Here is a 14644-nt window from a genome sequence, read left to right as displayed (position 1 = left end):
GGCCCCATGCCCGGAAACAACACCACGCAGGGCCAGCGCGCGATGATGACGGTGCTGGATGCGCCGCTGCCCGAGCTCATCGAGAGGCTCGGGCGCGCGGTGGCGGACGCGCAGCAGGCGCTGGACGTCAACTCGCTCGACATCGCGAAGCGCATGACCGAGCGCACCGTGGACCTGGGCGACGGTCAGCTGTGGAGCCTGCTCGGGCTCGGCTTCACGCCCACGTTCTACGCCTTCGCCGAGGCCACGCTGGAGGCGAAGCTCACCTTCACCATCCGCGAGTCCACGGAGTTCTCCGTGGGCGGTGGCGCGACGGGCGGCATGGCCGGCATCTTCTCCGTGACGGTGAACGCCGAGTACAGCCGCAAGTACGGCTTCGAGGTCCAGGGCGCCAGCTCCATCGCCGCGCGGCTCGTGTCGCTGCCACCGCCCGCCCGCCTGCACCAGCTGCTCAACGAGATCGCCGCCCAGCCGCCCGTCACCGCCTCCACCAACACTTCCGCCTGAAGCGCGCAAGGACCCGGACACCATGCCCAACGTCGGTCAGGAACTGCTGAACGTCCCCATGGGGGACATGATCCGTGAGATGGCGACCGCCATCGCCGAGGCGCAGCTCGAGCTCGACAAGAGCGGGATGCTCGTCGCGGAGATGATGAGCGGCGAAGCACTGCTGCGGGATGCCGAGGGCAACCTCCAGCTCGACGGCTCCGGCAAGCCCATCCGGGTGGACACCAAGGTGTCCTTCGCGGGCACCCCCGCGTCCATGATGGAGCTGGGCTTCGCGCCGAACTTCTACCAGTTCGTGGACACCATCATCGAGGTGAAGATCGCCATCAAGATGACGGAGAGCACGGAGAGCAAGGTGGCGACGCAGAGCACTACCAAAACGGCCGGTGGGCTGCGCCTCTTCAAGCGCTCCGGCACGACCCAGGCCGTGGTGACGACGGTGGATGCCAGCTACACGCGCAAGTACGACTACAGCGTGGAGGGCGCCAGCCTGCTGCGCACCAAGCTGGTGCCCGTGCCACCGCCGGCCCTCTTCGAGGAGCGGGTGCGCGCGCTCATCGCGGCGAAGTCCGGCACCACCCCCACCGCGAAGTAGCCCGGGAGCGCGCGCACCATGCCCACCCAATCCATTGGTCAGGATCTGCTCAACGTCCCCTTCGGGGAGATGGTCCGCAACCTGGGCAACGCCATCGCGGATGCCCAGTACGCGCTGGACAGCGCGTCGCTGAAGATCGCCCAGCTCATGGCGGGCTACCGCATCGACGACAGCGGCAACGCCGTGCGGGACGGGGCCGGCTTCGTGAAGCTGGGGACCACCGAGTATCCGCTGCTCCTGCTCGGCTTCACGCCCACGTTCTACCAGTTCGTGGAGACCATCATCGAAGTGAAGATGGAGATCTCCCTGCACGAGTCGACCGAGGACGAGACCCGGACGCGGGACCGCAAGGTGGACCGTGACAAGGGCATCCTCACCACGCTGGTGAAGGGCCACAAGAGCCACGTCACCACCGTCACGGCGAAGCACTCGCAGAAGTACAGCTATTCCGCCGAGGGCTCGAGCCTCATCCGCACCAAGCTGGTGCCCATCCCCCCGCCGGCGGCGCTCCAGCAGATCTGCGCGGAGATCGCCAAGAGCCTCAAGGGCACGGCGGAGGGCGAGGCCGTGGGCGGGAAGATCGACGCCGCCGTGGGCAACGTCACCTGACGAAGAGGGACGCCGCGCATGTCACACGTCCGCTGGGAAGATCTGCTCGAGGAGGAGGACTCCGCCGCATCCAAGCCCGTCTCGGGCGCGAGCGCCGCGGCGTCCGTGCCCTCGCTGGAGCAGGTGGCCGCCAGCGACCCGGAGCTGGCGGCGCTGCTGAAGGAGCGCCAGCAGCTCGAAGACACGATGAAGGCGCTGAGCGGCGTGCAGGAGGCGCCCGTGGACGAGCGGCTGGCGAAGCAGTTCCCCGTCGTCCAGCACACGCCCCAGTCGCGCATCGCGGAGCGCAAGCAGCACGAACGGGACACCGCGCGGCGGCTGCTGGAGCAGAAGCTGTACGCCCGGCGCCGCACGGAAGCCGAGGAGGCCGAGCGGGTGGAGGAGCTGCGCCGGGAGCGCCTGGAGACGGGGAAGGCAGCCCGGCGCAAGCAGCAGAAACAGCAGACGCTGCGCCAGCAGTGGGCTCGCAAGGCCCGTGAGCGCGCGAAGCTCGCGGTGCGGCTGGCGGAGCGCGTCCTGGAGTCTCCGGGCCGCATGAAGCTGGGGGAGCTGGGGGCGGCGACCCGGCGGCTGGCGGACGTGGCGCAGGAGGCGCGCTCGGTGGCTCGCAAGCCGATGCCTCGGGTGATGGACCTGACGCTGCCCTCCCCGGGCGCTCGCGGTGGGCTTCACGTCGGGAAGATGGTGGCCGGGGCGCGCGAGCTTCGGGGCATGGACGCCGAGGCCCGGATGATGCGCGGGCTGGCGATGGCCGGCATGGACATGGAGTCCATGGAGCAGCGGATGGACATGGAGCTGGAGCGCGCCGGCATGGGCATGGACGACATGGACGCGCGCGACACGGCACGTGACGCGCGGCGGGAACGCGGACGCCAGGGAGCGCGGGATGAGTGACACGACACAGCAGGCTCAGGAGTTGTTCGGCACGCTGGACGAATACCTGCTCGAGCTGGCCGACGGCCTGGCGAAGGCCCAGCAGGAGCTGGGGGGCATCTCCGCGGCGGGCGCGCCCGGCCGCCAGTTCACCTACTACGTGCCGAAGCTGGAGTTCGAGCTGCGGATGGACCTGCGGGTGGAGACGTCCACCACCGCCGGGACGGTAACCAACGCGAAGGCCCTGAAGATGCGGCCCGTGCGGCTGGCGGACGTGGCCTCCTCGCAGACGCAGACGGAGGTCGTCAGCGTGATCCGCGGCAGCTTCGTCGCGGTGCCCGCCAACGAGGGCCTGCCTCCGGTGGTGCTCGACGCCCGCTGCGTCATGGGCGACGGAGGCGTGCCCGGCGTGGTGGTGCGCGTGCGCAACGCCGCGGGCGAGGCCCTGCCGGGCGTGGAGGTGGAGTTCAACCTGGACCGGAGGACCACGCAGACGCTGTCCGGCGTGGCGCCGCTGGCCGGTACGGACGTGGTGCTCGCGGTGGTGAGGACGGACGCGGCGGGAGAGGCGCGCACGACGCTGCGCGTGGCGGCCGGCGAGCGGGCCCGCTTCCTGGCGCTCACCGTGGATGCCGCGTCGCGGACGCTGGCGCTGTCCTGTGAGGTGCCCCGATGAAGGTCCGGGCCGTGTTCCACAAGGCCACGGGAGTCCCCGTGGCGGGCATGAAGGTGGCGTGGTGGGTCCCGGCGAAGGCGGGCACCTTCGAGCCGCGCGACACCGGCGTGACGAACGAGGAGGGCGTGCTGGAGATGGAGGTCAGCAGCGCCACCTTCGGCTCCCATCTTCGATTGGACTCCGCCGGGGTGGCCACCTTCCCGGTGAAGATGAGCAGCACCCTCATCGACTACGGGACGATGGTCGTCCTGGAGCCCGCGAAGCAGGGCGTCCGCGCGGTGTCCTCCATGGCGGTGGAGCCTTCGAAGGAGCCCACCAAGGAGCCCACCCAGGAGCCCGCGCAGGAACAGCCCACGCCCCTGGTGCTCTCCGACAAGTTGAAGTCGGCGGGCCAGCAGATTGAAGCGGTGCGCTCGTCGCTGACGACGGTGCGGCTGAGCACCGTCCGCGTGCGGTGGACGGAGACGACGGCCGAGGGCGTGACGGAGGCGGAGGCCCAGTTCGTCGAGCAGTCTCCCCTGGCACCCGCGACGGGTGACGCGCCCGAGCGCGAGGTGCCGGACCTCCTGGGGCTGACGGCCTCGGCGGCCCGGAGGCGCGCGGCGGAGGTGGGGCTGCGGGTGGACCCGATGCCCGTCTTCGTCAAGGAGCCCGGGCAGTGGGGCCGCGTGCTGCGGCAGGTGCCGGAGGCCGGCAAGTCACACGCCTCGGGTCCCGTGCAGGTGTTCATCGGTCAGGCAGTGGAGGGCTGAACCATGGCGGATTCGAATGACGTCCCCCAGCTGGAGGCACTGAGCGCGCCGCTGGGCGCGTTGATCTCCTCGGTGGGCCGCGGCGTGGCGGAGGCCCAGCGGGAGCTGGATGCGGCGACCATCGAGCAGATCCGCGAACTCTACGCCTCGGACGAGGACCTGGCGGTGGAGCTGCAGCGCATCGGCTACCGGCCGACCTGGTACCACATCCCCGAGGCCGAGGCGGAGATCGCCGTGGCGCTGTCCATCACCTCGGAGGAGCGGACCGACGGCCGCACGCGGCTGAAGATGTACGGTGCGCCCCTGGACGCCAGCTACACCAACCGCTTCACCTACAGCCTGACGGCGCAGTCGCGGCTGAAGTTCCGCGTGGTGCCGGTGCCGCCCTCGCCCCAGGCCGAGGCGCTGGTGGTGGTGCCGGCGGTGGTGGGAAGGACGGTGGGCGACGCGCGGGCGCTGCTGTCCGCGATTGGCGTGCCGCACCGGTTCACGGACGGCGCGAAGGACGTCTCCCTCGTCACCGCGGCTTCGGCCGAGCCGGGGACGCTGCTCCCGCGCGGCACCGAGCTGCTGCTCACCGTGAAGGACGCAGGGGGAGGGAAGCTCCCGGCCAGCGGCTCGATCACCCGCTCGCCCCTCCTGGAGACCGTTCCCACCGAGACGCGGAAGTAGGCCGACGGGCGCGATGAGCGACACCATCGACCTGGAGGCCCTGCTGGTGGACGTGCGTGAATCGCTCGCGCGGGTCCAGGCGCGCCTCGCTGCCGGCCCCTTCGTGCTGGGGCCGGTGGAGCTGGAGCTGCACGGCGGGGTCACCGCGGACGGGGCGGGAATGCACTTCACGCCCGGAGGCCCCGGAGAGGTGCGGGCCCTCTTCGTCCAGCAGGGCCCCGAGGCCGCACCCCCTCTGGCGCCGGAGCTGCTGGGCCTGACGCGGAGCGCCGCCGTGCGAGTGGCCCGCCTGGCGGGAGCCTCGCTGGAGGTCACGGACGTGCCCTGCCTGTCTCCGGAGCAGGCAGGACGGGTGTGCTGGCAGCGCCCCGCGCCCGGTGGGCCCCTGACGGAGGGGCGCATCGCGGTGGGACTCCACGTCTTGCGCTGAGCGATTTTTCCCGGTGGCCCGGCGCCAACCCCTAGAGTCGGGCCCGATGAGTGCCTCCGCCGACACCCGCGCCCCGCTCGCCGCCCTGCTGCCGAAGCCCGGCGAGCCCCCCCTCGATGCCGACGAGATCCTCAACCGCTTCGTGGGCTACGTGGCCACGAACGGCCTGAGTCTGTACTCCGCCCAGGAGGAGGCCATCCTGGAGCTCTTGAGCGACAAGCACCTGTTCCTCAAGACGCCCACGGGCTCCGGCAAGTCGCTGGTGGCCATGGCGCTCCACTTCAAGGCCATGGCCGAGGGCAAGGTGTCGTTCTACACGTGCCCCATCAAGGCGCTGGTGAACGAGAAGTTCTTCGCGCTCTCCAAGGCCTTTGGCCCGGAGAACGTGGGCATGCTCACGGGCGACGCGTCCATCAACCGCGAGGCGCCCATCCTCTGCTGCACGGCGGAGATTTTGTCGAACCTCGCGCTGCGTAACGCCTCCGCGCGCGTGGACGCGGTGGTGATGGACGAGTTCCATTACTACTCCGACAAGGAGCGCGGCGTGGCCTGGCAGATTCCGCTGCTGGCGCTGCCCAGGACGCAGTTCCTGCTCATGTCCGCCACGCTGGGCGACACGACCAACATCGAGCAGAGCCTGGAGAAGCTCACCGGCCGCGAGGTGGCCACGGTGCGCAGCTCCGAGCGCCCCGTGCCGCTGGACTTCGACTACCGCGAGGTGCCGCTGCACGAGACCATCCAGGACCTCATCGCGCGCGGGAAGTACCCCGTGTACCTGGTGAACTTCACGCAGCGGGCCGCGGCCGAGCAGGCGCAAAATTTGATGTCCGTGGACTTCAACACGAAGGAAGAGAAGGAGGAGATCCGCCAGGCGCTGCTGGATGCCCCCTTCGACACGCCCTACGGCAAGGACTTCCAGCGCTTCCTGCGCCACGGCATCGGCATGCACCACGCGGGCCTCCTGCCCAAGTACCGCCTGCTGGTGGAGAAGCTGGCGCAGCAGGGCCTGCTCAAGGTCATCAGCGGCACGGACACGCTGGGCGTGGGCGTGAACATCCCCATCCGCACGGTGCTCTTCACGCAGCTGTTCAAGTTCAACGGCGAGAAGCTGGCGACCCTGAGCGTGCGCGACTTCAAGCAGATTGCAGGCCGCGCGGGCCGCAAGGGCTTCGACACCGAAGGCAGCGTGGTGGCGCAGGCCCCGGAGTACATGATTGAGAACATCCGCCAGGCCGCCAAGGAGGCCGCGGGCAAGAAGAAGACCCCCAAGGCGAAGCCGCCGCAGAAGGGCTTCATCCAGTACGACAAGAACACCTTCGAGCGGCTGCAGAACGGGCTGCCGGAGCCGCTGGAGTCTCGCTTCGACGTGAGCCACGGCCTCCTGCTCAACCTGCTCCAGAGCGACAAGACGGAGGGCAGCGGCGGCTACAAGCGGCTGGTGCAGCTGGTGATGCGCTCGCACTCGTCCGACTACACGAAGAAGAAGCTGCTCAAGGACGCGGCGATGTACTTCCGCACGCTGCGCGACGCGGGCATCGTGAAGGTGGTGCAGTGGGAGAAGCACTCGGCGACGGTGGAGGTGTCGGAGGACCTGCAGCGCGACTTCAGCCTCAACCACACGCTGTCCCTGTACCTGCATGAGACGCTGGAGCTGTTGGATCCCACGCTGGACACGTACGCGCTGGACGTCGTGACGCTGGTGGAGTCCATCCTGGAGAACCCGGAGGTGGTGCTGTACGCGCAGCTGCACCAGCTGAAGGGGGAGAAGATCCAGGAGATGAAGGCGCGGGGCGTGGAGTACGACGACCGCATGGAGGAGCTGGAGAAGCTGGAGTGGCCCAAGCCGAACCGCGAGTTCGTCTACGGCACCTTCAACGCCTTCGCGAAGAAGCACCCGTGGGTGGGCGAGGAGAACATCCGGCCCAAGTCCATTGTCCGGGACATGTTCGAGCGCTTCATGTCCTTCCACGACTACGTGCGCGAGTACGGCCTGCAGCGCAGCGAGGGCGTGCTGCTGCGCTACGTGGGAGACGTCTACAAGTCACTCGTGCAGACGGTGCCGGAGAAGTTCCGCAACGAGGACCTGGACGACATCATCGACCACCTGCGCGCGACGCTGCGTCAGGTGGACTCCAGCCTCCTGGACGAGTGGGAGCGGATGCGCAACCCCGAGGCCCCGGTGGAAGTGAAGCCGGTGGTGGACTTGAAGCCCAAGGAACTCACGGAGGACCCCAAGGCCTTCGCCGCGCGCGTGCGCGAGGAGCTGCACCGCCTGCTGCGCGCGCTGGGCCAGCGGCGCTACCTGGACGCGCTGGGCATGCTGGACAACGCGCTGGGCGAGTGGACCGCGCCGAAGCTGGAGCAGGCCATGACGCCGTACTTCGAGGAGCACAAGCTGGTGGTGCTCACGCCCCAGGCGCGCAAGCCGGCGAACACGCAGCTCAAGGAGTCCGGCACGCGTCAGTGGGAGGCCCAGCAGCGCATCATGGACCCGGAGGGCCACGGGGACTGGGTCATCGACTGTGAGATTGACCTGCGTGGCCGGCGCATGGACGACGGCCCCATCCTGATGCTGCGCCGCATTGGCGGCATGGCCGCCTGGTCGTAGCCGTCTCAGGCGGGCGGCTTGGAGGCGGCTCCGGAGCCTTGGGCCGCCTCGCGCACGGTGCGGGTGGCGACGTCCACCTCCGCGAGGATGCGGCGCGCGTGGTGGAGCAGGGCCTCGCCGGTGGGCAACAGGCGCATGCCCTTGGGGACGCGCTCGAAGAGGGGCGTGCCCAGCTCATCCTCCAGGGCGAGGATGTGACGGCTGAGCGGCGGCTGGGTGATGTGCAGCCGGAGCGCGGCCCGGCCCACGTGGCCCTCTTCCGCCACCGCGACGAAGGACTGGAGGTGCGTGATGCTCACGCGCGGGGACGTTAGCGCGAGTCCCAAGCGCCGTGCACCCGGGCCGCGTCATGCCGGAACAGCATTGGACGTTGCGAAGAGGCGGATGCCACCTTGGCTGCCATGGGCATTCCTCTCTTCAAGGGCAGTGAAGTGGAGCGGCTGCGGCAGGCGGGCCGCGCGGCGGCGGGCACGCTGGCGCACGTGGCCTCCCGGCTCCAGGCGGGCGTGACGACGGCGGACATCGACGCGTGGGTTCGCGAGGACACGGCGCGGCGGGGTGGGGCGCCCAGCCAGCTGGGCTACAAGGGCTATCCGGCCACGGTGTGCACCAGCCGCAACCACGTGGTGTGCCATGGCATCCCGCGCTCGGATGAAGTGCTCAAGCCCGGTGACATCGTCAACGTGGACGTGACGACGCACCTGGAGGGCTTCCACGGCGACACGTCCGCCACGTTCATGGTTGGCGAGGTCTCCTCGGACGCGAAGCATGTCGTGGACGTGGCGCGACGCTGCCGGGACGTGGGCGTGTCGGTGGTGCGGCACGGCGCGCGGCTGGGGGACATCGGCGCGGCGGTGATGGCGCTGGCGAAGGCGGAGGGGTGCAGCATCGTGGAGGAGTTCGGGGGCCACGGCATCGGCCGGCGGATGCACGGGGAGCCGCACGTGCCGCACGTGGGCAAGGCGGGCACGGGCATCACTCTGAAGTCAGGGATGGTCATCACCATCGAGCCCATGGTGAACCTGGGGCGCCCGGACATCCGGATGATGCCGGACGGGTGGACCGTGGTGACCGCGGACGGCAGCCTGTCCGCCCAGTTCGAGCACACCGTGCTCGTCACCCGCGATGGCTGCGAAATCCTCACGCCCAACCCCGAGCTGTCCCTGCATGTCGCAGGGAGCCATCCAGAAAGCTGATGGCTCATCGCTTCTGCCATCTGGTGCCTGGAGGCCAGCAGGCGCATTGGGTGGCGCATGGAAACGCCTCCGCTGACTCCCGCCGCGCGGCCCCGGGCCTGGACGCCCGGGCATGTCGTGATGCCGCTCGGCGCGGCGCTCTGCCTGCTGCCGTTCGTCTCCACCGGCGTGGCCCTGCTCGCGGGGCTGTGCGTGGCCCTGACCGTGGGCAACCCGTTCGCGGGCAGGACGCGGGCGCTGACGCCCCGGCTGTTGTCCGTGGCGGTGGTGGGGCTGGGCGCGGGCATGGACCTGCGCACGGTGCTGGCGGCGGGGCGTGAGGGGCTGGGCTACACGGTGGTGGGCATCGCGCTGTGCCTGACGCTGGGCGTGGGGCTCGCCCGGCTGCTGGGCGTGCCCCGCGTGACGGGGCTGCTCATCAGCGTGGGCACGGCCATCTGCGGCGGGAGCGCCATCGCGGCGGTGGTGCCGGTGCTGCAGCCCAAGGAGCACGAGACGTCCGTGGCCCTGGGCACGGTGTTCCTGCTCAATGCCGTGGCGCTGTTCGTCTTCCCCGTCGTGGGCCACGCGGTGGGGCTGACGCCGCACCAGTTCGGCCTGTGGTGCGCGATGGCCATCCACGACACCAGCTCCGTGGTGGGGGCGGCGGTGCGCTACGGCCCCGAGGCCCTGGCGGTGGCCACCCCCGTGAAGCTGGCGCGCGCCCTGTGGATCCTCCCACTCACGGTGGGGCTGGCCGCATGGCGGCGGCGCGAGGGCCACGCGGTGAAGGGCAAGGTGCGCCGGCCGTGGTTCATCGCGGGGTTCCTGGGCGCGGCGGCGGTCGTGACGGTGTTCCCGGGGCTCGCGCCGGTGGGGCAGGGCGTGGCGGCGGTCGCCCGGCAGCTGCTCGTCGTGACGCTGTTCCTGCTGGGGGCGGGGCTGACGCGCGAGACGCTGCGCGCCGTGGGGGTGCGGCCGCTCGCGCAGGCGGTGGCGCTGTGGCTGATCATGGCCGGCCTGTGCCTGGGCGCGCTGCTGCTGGGATGGGCGTGAGTCGCGGGCTCAGGGCAGGAGCACCGGCGGCGTGGCGCGGGCATGGCGCAGGAAGCGGCCCGCGGCTCCGGCCGGCGCATCCACGGGCAGGGCCCAGGAGAACGCGCGCGGGATGCGCAGCCCCGGCACGGGCAGCACCTGGAAGCGGCCCAGGGACAGCTCGACGTCGATGCTCCAGCGGGACAAGAGCGCCACGCCCAGGCCCAGCGACACGGCCCGCTTGATGGCCTCGGTGCTGCCCAGCTGGAGGTCTCCCCGCCGGGGCCCCTTGCGCACGCCCGCCTTGCGCAGGGCCCGGTCCAGGACGGCGCGGGTGCCGGAGCCCTGCTCCCGCCAAAGCAGCGGCACCTCCCGCAGCGCGTCCATGGTGCGGATGCGCAGCCACTCCGCCGGCCCCTGGGCGGAGACCACCGGCACCAGCTCGTCATCCAGATAGCGCTCCAGCCGGATGCCGGGCGCCCGCGCGTGGCCCTCCACCAGCCCCAGCGGCACCCGCCCCTCCGACAGCCACGCCAGCACCTCCCGGGTATTGCCCACTTCCAGACGGACCTGGAGCTCCGGGTGCGTGCGCAGGAAGGACGCCAGGAGGCCCGGCACGATGGCGTTGGCGACGGTGGTGCTCGCCGCCAGCGCCAGCTCCCCGGTGAGGGTCTCCTCCGCCGTGATGGCGAGCGCCGCCTCGTCCAGCAGGCCGTGGATGCGCTGGGCATACTCGAAGAGCACCCGTCCGGCCGCGTTCAGCCGCACTCCCCGCGCGGTGCGCACCAGGAGCGGCTGGCCGCAGTCCGCCTCCAGCTGCCGGACCTGCGCGGTGACGGCGGGCTGAGACAGGTGGAGCAGGCGCGAGGCGGCGGAGATCTGCCCGCTGGAGGCGACGACGCGGAAGGTTTCGAGCCTGCGGGGGTCGACGAACAAGGCCTTCATCCTAGACGAGGCGTGGGGGAAGGGGCGCCTTCTCCGGTGGGTGTTGAGAAGGGGGCGCTTGCGTCCGCCTGCCCGGCCGGAGGCACGGTGGTTCTCGTTGGAAGCGTCAGGGCCTTTGATAGGTTGGCGCCCCATGAAGAAGATCCTGGTCGCGCTCCTCGTGCTCATCGTCCTGGCGGCCGCGGGTGCAGGCGGCGTGTTCATGCACTTCCAGAACGCCACCACCGCGCCGCACGCGGCGGCGGATCCGGCGCCCAAGGAGTTCGTGGTGAAGAAGGGCGCGTCCGCGCGCTCGCTGGGCCAGCAGCTCCAGGCCCAGGGCTTCCTGGATGACCCCACCGTGTGGCGCTTCCACCTGTGGCGCCGGGGCAGCCTCAACGTGAAGGCGGGCCGGTTCATGCTCAGCCCCACCGCGTCCGTGGCGGAGCTGGCCAACGCCCTGGAAGGGCAGCCGCTGCCGGAGGACGTGCCCTTCGCGATGATTGAAGGCTGGCGCCTGCGCGACACCGACCAGGTGCTCGCCGCCCAGGGGCTGATCAAGCCGGGCGAGTACATCGCCGCGGCCAGCCAGCCGGGCCGCTTCGCCGCGCCGTTCCCGCTGCCCACCCGCAGCCTGGAGGGCTACCTCTACCCGGAGACCTACGGGATCATCGCGGACAACTTCAAGGTGGAGGCGTTCATCCAGCGGCAGATCGACACCTTCCGCGCGCGCTTCTACGACGAGCACAAGGATGAGATCGCCAAGAGCGGCCGGTCGCTGCACGACATCGTCGTGATGGCCTCCATGCTGGAGCGCGAGGAGCCGGTGCCCTCGCAGCGCGCGCTGGTCGCGGGCATCCTCTGGAAGCGCGTGGACAAGGGCTTCCCGCTGGGCGTGGACGCCACCAGCCGCTACGAGCTGGCGGAGTGGAACGACCGCAAGGCGTTCCTCAAGCGGCTGCGGGACAACTCGGATCCGTGGAACTCGCGCACGCGTGCGGGCCTGCCGCCGGGCCCCATTGGCGCGCCCACGGTGGACTCGCTGCTCGCCGCGCTGCGGCCGGTGAAGAGCGACTACTGGTACTATCTGCACGACGCGCAGAAGGTCCTGCACCCGTCGCGCAACGCGCAGGAGCACGAGGCGCTCCGCGCCAAGTACAACGTGTACTGAGCCGCCGCGATGACGCCTCCTCTCCAGGTACAGGCCGCGCCGGATGACGAGCTGACCCTGCTGCGCCTGGAGACCGAGCGGCTCCGCCAGCTGGTGGAGACGACCGCGCAGGTCACCTGGACGGATTCGCCGGACGACGGGCAGGCGCCCCTCGCCAACGCCTGGCTGGCCTTCACCGGCCAGACGCGGGAGCAGATGCGCGGCCGGGGCTGGCTCCAGGCGCTGCATCCGGGCGACCGGGAGCGGATCCGGGCCGCGGTGGACCGGGCGCGGGCCGCGAACGAACCCTGGGCGGAGCGCTACCGGCTGTGCCGCGCGGAGGGCGGGTACGTGTGGATGCTCGCGAAGGGCGTTCCGGTGCGGGCGCCGGACGGCACCATTCGCGAATGGGTGGGCACCTGCGTGGACATCCACGCCCAGGTACTGGCCGAGGAGCGCACCGTGTTCTTCGCGCGGGCCAGCGAGCTGTTCGCCTCGTCGATGGACGTGTCCTCCACGCTGGCCACGCTGGCGAACCTGTCGGTGTCCGCGCTCGCGGACTGGTGCGTGGTGGACGTGTTGCACCCGGACGGCCACTTCGAGCGCGCCCAGGTGGTGACGTCCGACCCGGCGCATGCCTCGCTCGCGGCCACCGTGCAGCGGATGAAGCCGGTCCCCCAGGAACACCCCGTCTATCCGCCCGCGGTGGCGCTGGCGACCGGCCGGTCCACCCTGGTTCCGGAGGTCACGGAGGCGGTGATGCGGTCCGCGGCGCAGGACGCGGAGCACCTGGAGACGATGCGGCGGGTGGACATCCGCTCCCTGCTCACGGTGCCGCTGCTGGCCCGGGGCCACATCCTGGGCGCGCTGACCTTCCTGATCACCACCTCCAGCCGCCGGTACGACGAGGAGGACCTTCGCTTCGCCCAGGAGCTGGCGACCCTGGCCGCGCTCGCGGTGGACAACGCGCGACTGCTCCAGGACGCACGCGAGGCCGTGCGCCTGCGCGACGAGTTCCTGTCCGTCGCGAGCCACGAGCTGAAGACGCCCCTGACGCCCCTGAGCCTGAAGCTCCAGGCGCTCGCGCGCGCGGTGAAGGCGCATCCGGAGTCGCCGCTCGCGCCCATCATCGAGTCGCACGTCGAAACGGGGAACCGCCAGGTCCGCCGGCTCACGGACCTGATGAACAACCTCCTGGACGTCTCGCGCATCAACGCCGGCACCTTCCGCCTGCAGCGCGAGGAGGTGGACCTCGCGCAGGTGGTGCGCGAGGTGGCCGGGGAGTTCGCGCCGAGGTTCGCCGTGGAGCACTGCGGCTTCCAGGTGGAGGCCCCGGAGCCGGTGCGCGGCTGCTTCGACCGGGTGCGGCTGGGGCAGGTGTTGGAGCACCTGCTGGACAACGCCCTCAAGTACGGCGCGGGCGCCCCGGTGTCCGTGCGGCTGACGGTGGAAGGCGGCATGGCGCGGCTCACGGTGCGCGACGAGGGCATCGGCATCGCGCCGGAGCAGCAGCCGCGCCTCTTCGAGCGCTACGGCCGCGCCGTGTCCGAGCGCCACTATGGCGGCCTGGGGCTGGGGCTGTACCTCACCCGCACCATCGTGGAGGCCGAGGGCGGGAGCGTGTCCATGCAGAGCCGCCTGGGCGAGGGCGCGACGGTCACCGTGGAGCTGCCGCTCGCGCGGCCCTGAAGCCGTCTACGGCGTGCTCGTCCCGGGCGGCTCGGGTGACGTCTTGAACATGTCCGCGAGGATGCGCTCGGCGGCGTCCGCGAGCAGGTCCCGGGCCATGCGCGTCTCCTCGCCGAAGATGCCGCGCGACGTGTTCGCGTCCAGCACGTGCGTGGCGAGCAGCGCGAACGCCGAGGGCTCGTCGAACGTCGCCTCCGATGACAGGACGCGCTTGCCGGGCTGCTGATCCTCCTCGTGGAAGCGCCCCTCCCAGGTGTCGCCCAGGGTGATGGAGAAGTATTGCGCGGCCACGTTGCCGGGCCGCGACATGTGCGACGCGGCCACCACGGCGCGCAGCTGGCCGCGCTCCTCGGCGGTCATCTGGCGTTTCCACGCTTCGACGGACGCGTGCATGGTGTGGATTTGATCCTTCGCCGCGTCCTCGGCGTTCTTCAGGAGGTCCGGCACCTGGGCGTGGATGAACGACGCGAGCTGCGCCTGCGTCACGCGGTTCGCGGCGAGCACGGAGTCCACCAGCGCGAGTGACGCCTGGAGCATGCGGCGCTGCCGCTCCAGGGCGTCGGCGGGAAGGCCCCGGGTGTCCAGGCTCGAGGACGCGGTGGTGATGAGCCCACGCAGCGTGGTGAGCCGCGTGCGCGTCTCCTCGTCGAGCGCGTCCTTGCGGCTCGCGAGCAGGACGTGGAGCGCGAGGGGGACGTGGGTGACGGCCTTGTACTCGTGGTAGTGGCGCGTGCGCGCGGGGGACTCGAAGCGCTGGCCGCCCTTGCGGAGGATGAGCACGTCGTCGATCTGCGCGATGACGGGGCCCATGCGCGACAGCACGGCTTCACGGCGCGCGGCGTAGGCGTCGCGGAACGCCTGGTTGAGGACGGAGAGCGGATCCGCTGCCTCCAGCGCCACGGTGCGCGCGACGCCGGAGGGCGGTTCGGGAGGAGGGGAGGGGGAGGAG

General features: G+C 70.9%; 16 protein-coding genes. 13 read left to right on the top strand and 3 right to left on the bottom strand.

Features of this window, described 5'->3' with window-relative positions:
* Nucleotides 1–6: 6 nt before the first annotated feature.
* From D7X96_RS21190 to D7X96_RS21150, 9 genes are read left to right on the top strand one after another with little or no spacing between them, the layout of a single operon-like run.
* Nucleotides 7–507: a hypothetical protein gene (locus D7X96_RS21190; RefSeq protein ID WP_199747075.1), complete on the top strand. Its 501-nt coding sequence runs from the start codon at nucleotides 7–9 to the stop codon at nucleotides 505–507.
* Nucleotides 508–529: 22 nt separating this feature from the next.
* The gene (locus D7X96_RS21185) at nucleotides 530–1102 is read left to right on the top strand and encodes a hypothetical protein (RefSeq protein ID WP_121770565.1); all 573 of its coding nucleotides are present in this window, start codon (nucleotides 530–532) and stop codon (nucleotides 1100–1102) included.
* Nucleotides 1103–1120: 18 nt separating this feature from the next.
* Complete coding sequence (locus D7X96_RS21180; RefSeq protein ID WP_199747077.1) at nucleotides 1121–1711, top strand: hypothetical protein; 591 nt, start codon at nucleotides 1121–1123, stop codon at nucleotides 1709–1711.
* Nucleotides 1712–1729: 18 nt separating this feature from the next.
* The gene (locus D7X96_RS21175; RefSeq protein ID WP_121724133.1) at nucleotides 1730–2605 is read left to right on the top strand and encodes a hypothetical protein; all 876 of its coding nucleotides are present in this window, start codon (nucleotides 1730–1732) and stop codon (nucleotides 2603–2605) included.
* Nucleotides 2598–3260 carry a hypothetical protein gene (locus D7X96_RS21170; protein ID WP_147442884.1) on the top strand — a complete coding sequence of 221 codons (663 nt, stop codon included), beginning with the start codon at nucleotides 2598–2600 and terminating at the stop codon, nucleotides 3258–3260. Before D7X96_RS21175 ends, D7X96_RS21170 begins: the two co-directional genes overlap by 8 nt.
* Nucleotides 3257–4012: a PASTA domain-containing protein gene (locus tag D7X96_RS21165; protein WP_147442883.1), complete on the top strand. Its 756-nt coding sequence runs from the start codon at nucleotides 3257–3259 to the stop codon at nucleotides 4010–4012. Before D7X96_RS21170 ends, D7X96_RS21165 begins: the two co-directional genes overlap by 4 nt.
* A gap of 3 nt (nucleotides 4013–4015) precedes the next feature.
* Complete coding sequence (locus tag D7X96_RS21160) at nucleotides 4016–4684, top strand: PASTA domain-containing protein (RefSeq protein WP_120551087.1); 669 nt, start codon at nucleotides 4016–4018, stop codon at nucleotides 4682–4684.
* A gap of 13 nt (nucleotides 4685–4697) precedes the next feature.
* Nucleotides 4698–5114, top strand: coding sequence for a hypothetical protein (locus D7X96_RS21155; RefSeq protein WP_121725291.1), 417 nt, complete (start codon nucleotides 4698–4700; stop codon nucleotides 5112–5114).
* 46 nt (nucleotides 5115–5160) lie between these two features.
* A complete protein-coding gene (locus D7X96_RS21150) occupies nucleotides 5161–7722 on the top strand; it encodes a DEAD/DEAH box helicase (RefSeq protein WP_121725292.1) in 2562 nt (853 codons plus the stop codon).
* A 5-nt stretch (nucleotides 7723–7727) separates the two neighbouring features.
* Here the strand turns inward: D7X96_RS21150 and D7X96_RS21145 are convergent, their stop codons facing one another.
* Nucleotides 7728–8021: a LysR family transcriptional regulator gene (locus D7X96_RS21145; RefSeq protein ID WP_121725293.1), complete on the bottom strand. Its 294-nt coding sequence runs from the start codon at nucleotides 8019–8021 to the stop codon at nucleotides 7728–7730.
* A 102-nt stretch (nucleotides 8022–8123) separates the two neighbouring features.
* Here D7X96_RS21145 and map point away from each other — a divergent pair, with 102 nt between their 5' ends.
* The gene (gene map / locus D7X96_RS21140) at nucleotides 8124–8918 is read left to right on the top strand and encodes a type I methionyl aminopeptidase (RefSeq protein ID WP_121770564.1); all 795 of its coding nucleotides are present in this window, start codon (nucleotides 8124–8126) and stop codon (nucleotides 8916–8918) included.
* A gap of 57 nt (nucleotides 8919–8975) precedes the next feature.
* A complete protein-coding gene (locus D7X96_RS21135; RefSeq protein ID WP_244219672.1) occupies nucleotides 8976–9953 on the top strand; it encodes a YeiH family protein in 978 nt (325 codons plus the stop codon).
* A gap of 9 nt (nucleotides 9954–9962) precedes the next feature.
* On the opposite strand, the gene D7X96_RS21130 is transcribed toward D7X96_RS21135, so the two are convergent.
* Nucleotides 9963–10877 carry a LysR family transcriptional regulator gene (locus tag D7X96_RS21130; RefSeq protein WP_120551081.1) on the bottom strand — a complete coding sequence of 305 codons (915 nt, stop codon included), beginning with the start codon at nucleotides 10875–10877 and terminating at the stop codon, nucleotides 9963–9965.
* Nucleotides 10878–11010: 133 nt separating this feature from the next.
* Here D7X96_RS21130 and mltG point away from each other — a divergent pair, with 133 nt between their 5' ends.
* Nucleotides 11011–12027 carry an endolytic transglycosylase MltG gene (mltG, locus tag D7X96_RS21125; protein WP_121725472.1) on the top strand — a complete coding sequence of 339 codons (1017 nt, stop codon included), beginning with the start codon at nucleotides 11011–11013 and terminating at the stop codon, nucleotides 12025–12027.
* Nucleotides 12028–12036: 9 nt separating this feature from the next.
* Nucleotides 12037–13695 carry a sensor histidine kinase gene (locus D7X96_RS21120; RefSeq protein WP_121770563.1) on the top strand — a complete coding sequence of 553 codons (1659 nt, stop codon included), beginning with the start codon at nucleotides 12037–12039 and terminating at the stop codon, nucleotides 13693–13695.
* A 6-nt stretch (nucleotides 13696–13701) separates the two neighbouring features.
* Here D7X96_RS21120 and D7X96_RS21115 read toward each other — a convergent pair.
* Nucleotides 13702–14644, bottom strand: a 943-nt coding sequence (locus tag D7X96_RS21115; RefSeq protein ID WP_306449832.1) for a hypothetical protein, incomplete at its 5' end; no start/stop codon positions are given.

Origin of the sequence: Corallococcus interemptor (assembly GCF_003668875.1) — a bacterium.
Classification (GTDB): Bacteria; Myxococcota; Myxococcia; order Myxococcales; family Myxococcaceae; genus Corallococcus; species Corallococcus interemptor.
The sequence above is the reverse complement of the archived record's forward strand: the minus strand, read 5'-3'. Positions and strand labels throughout refer to the sequence as shown.